This window comes from Ancylobacter sp. (genome assembly GCF_965249975.1).
Classification (GTDB): Bacteria; Pseudomonadota; Alphaproteobacteria; order Rhizobiales; family Xanthobacteraceae; genus Ancylobacter.
In genome coordinates this window covers 700,221-710,623 of record NZ_CBDFNE010000004.1, presented here as the reverse complement: position 1 = coordinate 710,623, position 10,403 = coordinate 700,221, and the positions used below count along the sequence as shown (strand labels likewise).

At 68.4% G+C, this 10,403-nt stretch carries 6 protein-coding genes and 1 pseudogene; 2 read left to right on the top strand and 5 right to left on the bottom strand.

Annotated elements, in window-relative coordinates:
* Positions 1-127 precede the first annotated feature (127 nt).
* Positions 128-1,563: pseudogene (locus tag ACP2AH_RS07895) on the top strand (glutamate synthase subunit beta).
* Between the two features lie 113 nt (positions 1,564-1,676).
* Here the strand turns inward: ACP2AH_RS07895 and ACP2AH_RS07890 are convergent.
* Positions 1,677-3,038 (bottom strand): GDSL-type esterase/lipase family protein, encoded by a 1,362-nt coding sequence (locus tag ACP2AH_RS07890; RefSeq protein ID WP_425105286.1) that lies wholly within the window; start codon positions 3,036-3,038, stop codon positions 1,677-1,679.
* 82 nt (positions 3,039-3,120) lie between these two features.
* On the bottom strand, positions 3,121-4,503 hold the full coding sequence (locus ACP2AH_RS07885; RefSeq protein WP_425105285.1) for a lytic murein transglycosylase: 1,383 nt from the start codon (positions 4,501-4,503) through the stop codon (positions 3,121-3,123).
* Positions 4,504-4,748: 245 nt separating this feature from the next.
* Between ACP2AH_RS07885 and ACP2AH_RS07880 the strand changes: the two genes are divergently transcribed.
* Positions 4,749-5,639, top strand: a complete 891-nt coding sequence (locus tag ACP2AH_RS07880; protein WP_425105284.1) for a UTP--glucose-1-phosphate uridylyltransferase — start codon at positions 4,749-4,751, stop codon at positions 5,637-5,639.
* A gap of 90 nt (positions 5,640-5,729) precedes the next feature.
* On the opposite strand, the gene ACP2AH_RS07875 is transcribed toward ACP2AH_RS07880, so the two are convergent.
* From ACP2AH_RS07875 to ACP2AH_RS07865, 3 genes are all read right to left on the bottom strand, one after another.
* Positions 5,730-6,149 (bottom strand): DUF2267 domain-containing protein, encoded by a 420-nt coding sequence (locus ACP2AH_RS07875; protein ID WP_425105283.1) that lies wholly within the window; start codon positions 6,147-6,149, stop codon positions 5,730-5,732.
* An 83-nt stretch (positions 6,150-6,232) separates the two neighbouring features.
* Positions 6,233-8,851 carry an ATP-dependent chaperone ClpB gene (gene clpB, locus ACP2AH_RS07870; protein WP_425105282.1) on the bottom strand — a complete coding sequence of 873 codons (2,619 nt, stop codon included), beginning with the start codon at positions 8,849-8,851 and terminating at the stop codon, positions 6,233-6,235.
* 175 nt (positions 8,852-9,026) lie between these two features.
* Positions 9,027-10,289: an MFS transporter gene (locus tag ACP2AH_RS07865; protein WP_425105281.1), complete on the bottom strand. Its 1,263-nt coding sequence runs from the start codon at positions 10,287-10,289 to the stop codon at positions 9,027-9,029.
* Positions 10,290-10,403 lie beyond the last annotated feature (114 nt).

Genomic DNA, 10,403 nt, shown 5'->3' with positions numbered 1-10,403 from the left:
AGGGCCGCGGCTCGGTCGCGGCGCGGTACGGTGCCGCGCCGCCATTTTCCAACTGGCATGTTTGATGTATCTGCACCGGGGGGTGGAATGCCTCCAAGGTGGCGGTGCTCCGCGAAAGAGGGGCGCAATGGGCAAGGTTACCGGCTTTCTCGAAATCGATCGGCGCGAGGCGAAGTATCAGCCGGCCTCCGACCGGATCCGCCATTTCCGCGAGTTCACCCTGCCGCTGCCGGACGCCGAGGTCGCCAACCAGGCGGCGCGCTGCATGGATTGCGGCATCCCGTATCTGCCACGGGCCGAATGGCTGCCCGGTGCACAACCAGATCCCGGACTGGAACGACCTCGTCTACCACGGCAATTGGCAGGAGGCGGCGCGCAACCTCCACTCGACCAACAACTTCCCGGAGTTCACCGGCCGCGTCTGCCCCGCCCCCTGCGAGGAAGCCTGCACGCTGAATCTCGAGGACGTGCCGGTCACCATCAAGACCGTCGAGCAGGCGATCGCCGACAAGGCGTGGAAGGCGGGCTGGATCAAGCCCGAGCCGGCCGCGCACAAGACCGGCAAGAAGGTCGCCGTGATCGGCTCCGGCCCGGCCGGCCTCGCCGCCGCGCAACAGCTCGCCCGCGCTGGCCATGAGGTGCATGTCTATGAGCGCGAGCCCAAGGCCGGCGGCCTGCTGCGCTACGGCATTCCCGACTTCAAGATGGAGAAGCACTATATCGACCGCCGCGTCGCCCAGATGCAGGGCGAAGGCGTGACCTTCCATTACAACGTCAATGTCGGCGTCACCACGCCGCTCGAAGAGTTGCTGGAAGGGCATGATGCGGTGCTGATGTGCGGCGGCTCGGAAGCCCCGCGCAACCCGGCTCTGCCCGGCCAGGAGCTCGAAGGCGTGCATTACGCCATGCCCTATCCTGGTGCAGCAGAACCGCCGCGTCGGCCATGAGGATGTGTCGCGCAATGCAGGAGCCGATCCTCGCCGCCGGCAAGCATGTCGTCGTCATCGGCGGCGGCGACACGGCCTCGGACTGCGTCGGCACCGCCTTCCGCCAGGGCGCGCTGTCGGTACACCCAGCTCGACATTCGCCCGGTGCCGCCGCTGAAGGAAGACAAGCTGGCGGTGTGGCCGTATTGGCCGACCAAGTTCCGCACCTCTTCCTCGCAGGCCGAAGGCGCCGAGCGCGAATTCGCCGCTGCGACCCTCGGCATCGAGGGCAAGAACGGCAAGGTCACCGCCGTGAAGTGCGCCCGCGTCGACGCCAAGCGCCAGCCGATCGCCGGCACCGAGTTCCTGATCAAGGCCGATCTCGTCTTCATCGCTCTCGGCTTCGTTCATCCGGTGCATGACGAAGGCATGCTGGAGCAGGAGGGGCTCGCAATCGACAAGCGCGGCAATGTGGCGGCGACCGATCTCGACTACGCCACCAGCGTGTCGAAAGGTCTTCGCGGCCGGCGACATGCGCCGCGGCCAGTCTCTCGTGGTGTGGGCGATCCGCGAGGGCCGTCAGGCGGCGCAGTCGATCGACACTTTCCTGATGGGCAGCTCCGTCCTGCCGCGCTGAGAGCCGTCCTACCTGAACGCAAAGCCGGGCCTCGCGCCCGGCTTTTTCGTGTCCGGACGGGCTAGAGCACGTTCCGATCTGATTGCACCGCAATCAGATCGGTGAATCAGTCTCTAAGGCGACGGGGCCGTTCCCGGCAGCGGGGCCTGCGGCATGGCGGGAACCAGCGGTTCCACCGGCTGGCCCGGCGGCCAGCGGAAATCGTCCGTGCGGCCAGCCACCGCTGGCGGAGCCGTGCCCTCGACCAGAGCACTGGCCGGCTCCGGCCTGGCCTCCTCCGCCATGGCGGCGCGGCGGACATCGTTGCCTGCGGCCAGCGCCGGCGCCCCGGCGAGGCTGCGCGCATTGCCGGCCGGTGGGCCTCCGGTCAGCATGATGATGGAAGGCCGCGTCTCCGCCGGGTCGGCTGCGGCGGCGGGAACATCCTGCCCGGAGAGCAGATCGTCGAGCTTCTGGTCGACGAAGAAGGCCAGCTTGCGCGCCCCCGCGCGTGTGAAGCCGACCCCGTCGGCGGTACGCAGTCGGCGGCGCTGACCGTCCACAGCCGGACCGGACATCATGAACTTGCCGTTCTCGTCAACGAAGCCGTCGGTGGCGTCGACAAAGATGAAGCCGTTGCGCTCCACCATCTCCTTCAGCAGCGCGTTGTAGCGGGCGATCTGCTCGCTGCGCACGCTGTCTTCCACCGGCGGCAGACCGACCACGACCACGTTGCGGCGCTGCAGCTTGAGTGCCAGCAGGAAATCCTCGACGCGGCGGGAATAGAGCTCGCGCCAGCGCTCGTCGAACAGTTCGGCCCTCACCCCCGCCGCATCGGTGATCGGCTCCAGATCGTTGGCGCCAGCCAGGACAACGATGGCGTCGGCCTGGTCATTGCCCGTGGGCAATTGCCGCGCGGCGGCGAGAAGGTCCACCGTGCGGGCCGGGGCGAAGCCGGCGCCGGCTTCCGTGCGGCCGACGACCGCCGCGCTCTCGCGGTCGGCAGCGAAGGCGTCCGCCAGCCCCTGCGCCAGCGTGCCGGCCTGCTCGTCGCCGAACACCAGCACCACTTCCTTCACCTTGTCGGACGCTGCCCGCGCCTCGCCGGCGGTGGCGTAGACCTTGCCGCGCGGCTCCGCCGGCGGCTGCGCCACCACAGGCGGGGGCGGCGCCAACTGGGGTTCCATCGGCATCATCCGCCGGGGGCGGGCGTCATTGCCGCCGAACAGATTGATCAACGGCTGGAAGGGCGACCAGGAACGACTCGGGGCGGCGGCTTGCGGCGGTGCGCCGCGCTGCTGCGGGCGCGCCTGCTGCTGCTGTTGCGGACGGGCCCGCTGCTGTTGTTGCTGCGAGGGCCGGGCCGAAGGCTGGCCGACATCGGCCGGCGGGCGGAACCAGTCGCTCTGCGCGTGGGCCAGAGCGCAGCCGGCCAGAAGCAGGCCGGCCGCCGCCAGCGCCTTCGCTCCGATCCGATAGCCGAGCCTGCGGCCCATGCGCCGATTTCCCAATGGTGACACCCAGAACGGGTGGCCCATTATCGCGGCTGATTCAAGACCCTCCGGCCCGGTTCCGGTATCAGGAGCCGCCGCGCAGGCTATCGAGCACCTCGCCGCTGGGCATTCCGTCCGGCGGCAGGCCGACCGCGACCTGATACTCGCGCACCGCCGCCCGCGTCTGCGCGCCGATCGCACCGTCCGGCGTGCCGACATTGTAGCCGCGCGAGGCGAGGCGCTGCTGCAGCTCCGAACGCTCATTGCGCGAGAGCGCGCGCTGCTCCGGCCACGGCTGGACGAAGGGCCCACCGCCGCGCAGCCGGTCCGCGAGATGGCCGATGGCGAGCGCATAGGCATCCGCCGGGTTGTAGCTGAGGATCGCCTTGAAATTGTCGGTCATCAGGAAGGCCGGGCCCTTGGCCCCCGCGGGCAGCAGCAGATAGGCCATCTCATCGCCCGGCGGCATCGCCCGCCCGTCTGGGCGGTGAATGCCGAGCGCCGCCCATTCCCGCATCGGCTTGCGGATGTTCTTGTCGGCCAGCAGATAATCGAAGCGGCGCGGCAGCACGACCTCATAGCCCCAGCTGCGGCCCGCCTGCCAGCCACCACGCTTCAGCTTGTTGGCGGTAGAGCCCATGGCGTCGGCGACGGAGTCGACCACGTTGCGGTGCCCGTCGCCGTCGAAGTCCACCGCATCGCGCTGGAAGGCGGTCGGCATGAACTGGGTGAGGCCGAACGCGCCGGCCCAGGAGCCGCGCAAATGGCTCTCCGGGATGTCGCCGCGATCGACGATGCGAAGGGCGGCGACAAATTCGTCGCGGAAATAAGCCTTACGCCGGCCAACGCAGGCGAGCGTACCGGTGGCCTGAAGCACGGGGTAGGAGCCACGCGCGCTGCCGTAATTGGTCTCGATGCCCCAGATGGCGGCGACGACATAGCGGTCGACGCCATAGCGGCGCTCAACCTCGGCGAACACCGCCGCATTCTGCGCCATCGCCTCGCGGCCTTTGCGGATGCGGGTCTCGGAGACCAGCATGTCGACATAGTCGCCAGCGGTGCGGCTGAATTCGGGCTGGGTCTGCAGCTTCTCCATGATGCCCATGTCGGGCTTCAGCCCCGCCGTATAGCGGCGGAACCCGGCGGCGGAGACGCCGGCGGCGCGCGCCTTCGGTTCCAGCGCGGCGATGCAGCGGCTGAAATTCGCCTCGTCGCGCGCTAGCGCGGCCGGGGTCATGTCGGGATGGCTGGCGGTGGCGGCCGGCGCGGCGGGAGCCGCCTCCGCCTGCACCTGCGGGCGCGAGGGCGCCGGGCGGGCGGGCGCCGCACTGGCATAGGCGGCCGGCGGCGCGGACAGCGCGCCGGTAATGTCGTCGCCGCCGGCGCAGCCGGCGAGGCCGAAACAGACGATGGCGACGCCAGCCGCGCGGCCGGCATACCCCCGGTCGGAGGCCGTGCGATGAACCATGACGCTACCCTAACGCGGAAACCGGCGATGATTAGGCCAGCCGCATGGTTTCGGTGATGTTAACGCCGCGTCACTTTCCGTTGCGGCATCCCGGCTCTTTCGCGGAAGTGACCACTGCGGAACCTATTCCGCCACCTCCGCGTTAACCCGCCGGTGCATTGACAGGAGCGAAGCGTTAAGTTCGTTGCGCTACGAGTTCGCCCGTCTGCCTGAACCTGCGTCATCAAGAGCGGCATATTCCCCCGATGGTAAAACCTATTCGCAAAGCGATCCTCCCCGTCGCCGGCCTCGGCACGCGCTTTCTGCCCGCCACCAAGGCGGTGCCGAAAGAAATGCTCACGGTGGTGGACCGGCCCGTCGTGCAGCATGTGGTGGACGAGGCGCGCGCAGCCGGCATCGAGCACATCGTCTTCGTCACCGGCCGCAACAAGGGCGTGATCGAGGACCATTTCGACCGGCAGTACGAGCTGGAAGACACGCTGCAGGAGCGCGGCAAGCTGAAGATGCTGGAATTGCTGCGCGAGGAGACCATGGGTCCCGGCGCCACCAGCTTCACCCGCCAGCAGCTCCCGCTCGGCCTCGGTCACGCGGTGTGGTGTGCCCGCGACATCATCGGCAACGAGCCATTCGCCCTGCTGTTGCCGGACATGCTGCACAAACCGTCCAACGGCAAGGGTTGCCTCGGCCAAATGGCCGAAGCCTACAAGCGCACCGGCGGCGGCAACCACATCGCGGTCTATGAGGTGCCGCCGGAGCAGACGGACCAATACGGCATTGTCGGCCTCGGCGAGGAGATGGCCGACGGCGTGCACAAGATCGCCCGGATGGTGGAGAAGCCGAAGAAGGAGGTCGCTCCCTCCAACCTCGCCATTTCCGGCCGTTACATCCTGCAGCCGGAAATCTTCGACCTGCTCGCCACCCAGGAGCGCGGCGCCGGCAACGAGATCCAGCTCACCGATTCCATGCTGAAACTGGCACAGACGCAGGATTTCTACAGCGTCACCTTCGACGGCGCGATCTATGATTGCGGCTCGAAGCTCGGCTTCCTCATGGCCAATGTCGCCTACGCGCTCGACAACCCGGAAATCTCCGGCGCTTTCCGCCCCGAGCTCGACGCGCTGCTGGGACGGGGGTGAGCCCCCGTCCTCCCGCTGCAATCTTATAAAAAAGGGCGCCCGACGGCGCCCTTTTGCTTGGCCGGCCTAGCTTGGCCGGCTCACCTCGCCTTACGCCTGCCAATAATCCGCCGCGCCCTCCGGCAACGTGGCCACTACCCGGTCGAACGCTTCTCTGTCGACATGACGGCGCAGCGCCCGGGCGACATCGGACAGGCAGCTGTCGGGTGCGAAATTATGGTGCTGCCGCAGAGCCTGCACCTCGCGTGTGAGCGTCGCCCGGTCGGCGAAGGGCCGCACCGGCTCCGCGACATCCCAACGCGAGACGAACATCGCGCGCAGGAGCGGCGGCAGGACATCGGCGAAATCGAGCGCCTGCTGCACCTCCAGCCGGCGGCGGAAGGTCAGCAGCACGCCTTCAACCATGGTGTAGGTCTGGTTGCGGGTGGCAAGCCCCGAGAAATCGCGGGCATCGGCGAGGAAACGCTCGAAATCGTCGGATGCGTGCTGCAGTTCCATCGGTATCGGCATCGCGAACCTCCGCGCATGAAAGAAGGGCCCCCGCGAGAGGGCCCTTCGATATCACGACCTTATGGTAAACGCTGCGGGCCTGGTCAGGCCGCTTCGTCCACATTGCGCGGGCGAGTGTCGAACAGAAGTTCGTTCGCCCCGCGCTCGACCCGGACGACATCGCCATCCTTCACCGTGCCGGCAAGGATGCGGCCGGCCAGCGGATCCTGCAGCAGCTTCTGCATGACGCGCTTGAGCGGGCGCGCGCCATAGGCCGGGTCGTAGCCCTTATCGGCGAGGAAGTCCCGCGCCTCGGGGGTGATCTCCAGCGCGATCTTGCGCTCCTCCAGCAGCTTCTCCAGCCGCTTGGCCTGGATATCGACGATGGCGCCCATCTGCTCGCGGCGGAGCCGGTGGAACAGGACGATCTCGTCGACACGGTTGAGGAATTCCGGGCGGAAATGCGCACGCACCACCGCCATCACTTCCTCGCGCACCGCCTCGCTGTCCTGCCCGTCAGGCTGGTTCACCAGATATTCGGCCCCGAGATTCGAGGTCATGATGATCAGCGTGTTGCGGAAGTCGACCGTGCGGCCCTGCCCATCCGTCAGCCGCCCGTCATCGAGCACCTGCAGGAGCACGTTGAACACGTCCGGATGCGCCTTCTCGATCTCGTCGAACAGCACAACCTGATAGGGCCGGCGCCGCACCGCCTCGGTGAGCGCGCCGCCCTCCTCATAGCCGACATAGCCGGGAGGCGCGCCGATGAGGCGGGCAACCGAGTGCTTCTCCATGTATTCCGACATGTCGAGGCGCACCATCGCCGTGTCGTCGTCGAACAGGAACGACGCCAGCGCCTTGGTCAGCTCGGTCTTGCCGACGCCGGTGGGGCCGAGGAAGATGAAGGAGCCGATCGGCCGGTGCGGGTCCTGAAGCCCCGCCCGCGCGCGACGGACCGCGGTCGAGACGGCTTCCACCGCCTCCTTCTGGCCGACCACGCGCTTGGAGAGCATGTCCTCCATGCGCAGCAGCTTCTCCTTCTCACCTTCCAGCATCTTGTCGACGGGAACGCCGGTCCAGCGCGAGACGACGCCGGCGATGTGATCGGGCGTGACCGCCTCTTCCATCATCGTGCCGGCCTGCACCTCGCCGGCCGCGTCCTTCGCCTCAATGGCGGCGAGCTTCTTCTCCAGCGCCGGAATGGTGCCATAGGCGAGCTCGCCCGCCTTCTGGTACTCGCCCGAGCGCTGGGCGATAGCGAGATCGGCGCGGGCCTTTTCCAGCTCGCTCTTGATCTTCTGCGCGTCGCCGAGCTTCTCCTTCTCCGCCTTCCAGCGCGAGGTGATGGACGCCGACTGCTCCTCCAGATTGGCGAGCTCCTTCTCCAGCTTCTTCAGCCGGTCCTTGGAAGCGGCGTCGCTCTCCTTCTTCAGCGCCTCCTGCTCGATGCGCAGGCGCACGATTTCGCGGTCGATATTGTCGAGTTCCTCGGGCTTGGAATCGACCTGCATGCGCAGGCGCGACGCCGCCTCGTCGACAAGATCGATCGCCTTGTCGGGCAGGAAACGGTCGGTGATGTAGCGATTGGACAGCGTCGCCGCCGCCACCAGCGCGGAATCGGTAATGCGCACGCCATGGTGCAGCTCGTACTTCTCCTTGATGCCGCGCAGGATGGACACCGTGTCCTCCACCGTCGGCTCGGAGACGAAGACGGGCTGGAAGCGACGGGCCAGCGCCGCATCCTTCTCCACATGCTTGCGGTACTCGTCGAGCGTGGTGGCGCCAACGCAGTGCAGCTCGCCGCGCGCCAGCGCGGGCTTGAGCAGGTTCGACGCATCCATGGCGCCGTCGGTCTTGCCGGCGCCGACCAGCGTGTGCATCTCGTCGATGAACAGGATGATGCCGCCCTCGGCCGCCTCGACCTCGGAGAGCACACTCTTCAGCCGCTCCTCGAACTCGCCGCGATACTTCGCGCCGGCGATGAGCGAGCCCATGTCGAGCGCAAGCAGCTGCTTGTCCTTCAGGCTCTCCGGCACGTCGCCATCGACGATGCGCAGGGCGAGGCCTTCGACGATGGCGGTCTTGCCGACGCCGGGCTCGCCGATCAGCACCGGGTTGTTCTTGGTGCGGCGGGAGAGAACCTGAATGGTGCGGCGGATTTCCTCGTCGCGGCCGATCACCGGGTCAAGCTTGCCCTCGCGCGCCGCCTCGGTCAGGTCGCGGGCATACTTCTTCAGCGCGTCATAGGCGTTCTCCGCCGTGGCGCTGTCGGCGGTGCGGCCCTTGCGCAGCGCCTCAATGGCAGTGTTGATCTTCTGCGGCGTGGCGCCAGCCTTGGCGAGAATCTTGCCCGCCTCGCTGTCCTTTTCCAGTGCCAGCGCGAGGAGCAGGCGCTCGACGGTGACATAGCCGTCGCCGGCCTTCTTCGCCGCCTGCTCGGCTGCCTCGAACACTCGCGCCATGGCGGGCGCGAGATAGACTTGGCCCGCGCCTGAGCCCTGCACTTTGGGCAGCTTCTTCAGCGCCGCCTCGGTGTGGGCCAGCACGATGCGCGGATCGCCGCCGCTGCGGGTAATCAGCCCGGCGCAGAGACCTTCCGGATCGTCGAGCAGAACCTTCAGCAGGTGCTCGGGGGTGAATTGCTGGTTGCCCTCACGCAGGGCAAGCGACTGGGCGGACTGGACGAATCCGCGCGCGCGCTCGGTGTAAATTTCGAAATTCATTTCGCGTTGCCTCCTGGCCCCCCGTTCGCCCTGACGGCACGAACGGTCACTCGGGACGACGGCGCCCGTATCCCGGCCGCCGTAACGGACCCCGTTGCGGCAATCCGTCCGTCCTCATGTAGTGTGGCGAAACGGCAACGGAAGGGCGTTGCGCCGGATCAAACGCGGATTTTGCTCAGGCCGCCGCCGCCGCTGCGCCGGGCCCTGCGACGGGACGCCTGGGCGCGGTGCCGCCGGGGCAGCCACCGATCAGATAAGCACCCGCCGCCAGCACTGCCACGCCGCCCAAGGCGAGGAAGGCGGCGGGGTAGCCGAGCCGCTGCGCCACCACTCCGCCGAGCAGGGTCGAGAGCGAGGCGCCGATGCCCTGTGCCGTCATCGCGAAGCCGAGGCCGAGATTGAACCGCCCCGATCCCGCGAGGATGCGGGCGACGAGGCCGGGCGTCGCCACGCCCAGCAGGCCGGCGCCGACACCGTCCAGCATCTGCACCGGGATCAACGCCCACGCAGCCCCGTAATGCACCGCCGCCGCCGCGATGACACCACGGATCGGCAGCGCCGCCAGGGCGAGCAGCAGCACCAGCCGATAGCCACTGCGCTGGCCTAGCCACGCCGCGACCAGCGCCATCGGGATCATCGTGCCCTGCGCCACCACCACGGTCGCGGCCGTGAGGCCGCTCGGGTCGGCGCCTGCGGTCGCCACCATGGCCTGCCCGAACAGCGGCAGCATCGCCGCATTGCCGAGATGGAACAGGCCAAAGGTGATGGCCGCCGTCACCAACGCAGGTTCTCGCAACAGCTTGCCGACACTCTCATGCCCCTCCCCCACCGCCGCGCCGCTGCCGCCGCGCGCCGCCTCGTGGTCGATGGCGGCCGCCGGGATCGCCAGAGCCGACAGCGCACCAAGCAGCGCCATCGCGCCCAGCAGCGCGAACACCGCCGGCAGGCCGAACCACCAGCCGAGCACGCCCGCCAGCACGGCGGCGAGGATGTTGCCGGCATGGTTGAACGCCTCGTTGCGGCCGAGCTGGCGGTCGAAGCCCGCCGGGCCGACGAGACCGAGGGTGAGGCCGGCAATGGCCGGAAGCAGCGCGGCGGCGGCGACGCCGTTCACGGCCTGCGCCGCCGCCACCGCCGCGAATTGGGGAATGGCGAGGATGGTCACCGACGCCGCGAGGATGGCCGCCGAGCCGATGACGATGATCGCCCGCTTGGCGCGGCTGGCATCAACGAGGGCCCCCATCGGCATGGTCGCAGCCATGCCGACAAGGCCGCCCAGCGTCATCACCAGCCCGATCTCCGCCGGTCCCCAGCCCTTTTCCTGCAGGAACACGCCAAGAAACGGGCCAAGCCCGTCGCGCACATCGGCGAGGAACAGGTTCAGCGCGGCGAGCGCCGCGAGCGGGGAGAGCAGCACGGCGGAGGTGGAGGTGCGCATGGGGATTTTACCGGCGGTGGCATCGCACCGGAAACGACCGGCCGTCGGAACGGTTCCGACGACGCGACACGATCTTTGCCGGTAAGCGGGTCTAGGTCACATACCCATAAACGG

What these genes read in the sequence shown, in the direction of transcription:
- ACP2AH_RS07890 (WP_425105286.1), bottom strand. Translation starts at nt 3,038, where the DNA reads ATGGGCCGCAGGCTCGGCTATCGGATCGGAGCGAAGGCGCTGGCGGCG.
- ACP2AH_RS07885 (WP_425105285.1), bottom strand. Translation starts at nt 4,503, where the DNA reads ATGGTTCATCGCACGGCCTCCGACCGGGGGTATGCCGGCCGCGCGGCT.
- ACP2AH_RS07880 (WP_425105284.1), top strand. Translation starts at nt 4,749, where the DNA reads ATGGTAAAACCTATTCGCAAAGCGATCCTCCCCGTCGCCGGCCTCGGC.
- ACP2AH_RS07875 (WP_425105283.1), bottom strand. Translation starts at nt 6,149, where the DNA reads ATGCCGATACCGATGGAACTGCAGCACGCATCCGACGATTTCGAGCGT.
- clpB (WP_425105282.1), bottom strand. Translation starts at nt 8,851, where the DNA reads ATGAATTTCGAAATTTACACCGAGCGCGCGCGCGGATTCGTCCAGTCC.
- ACP2AH_RS07865 (WP_425105281.1), bottom strand. Translation starts at nt 10,289, where the DNA reads ATGCGCACCTCCACCTCCGCCGTGCTGCTCTCCCCGCTCGCGGCGCTC.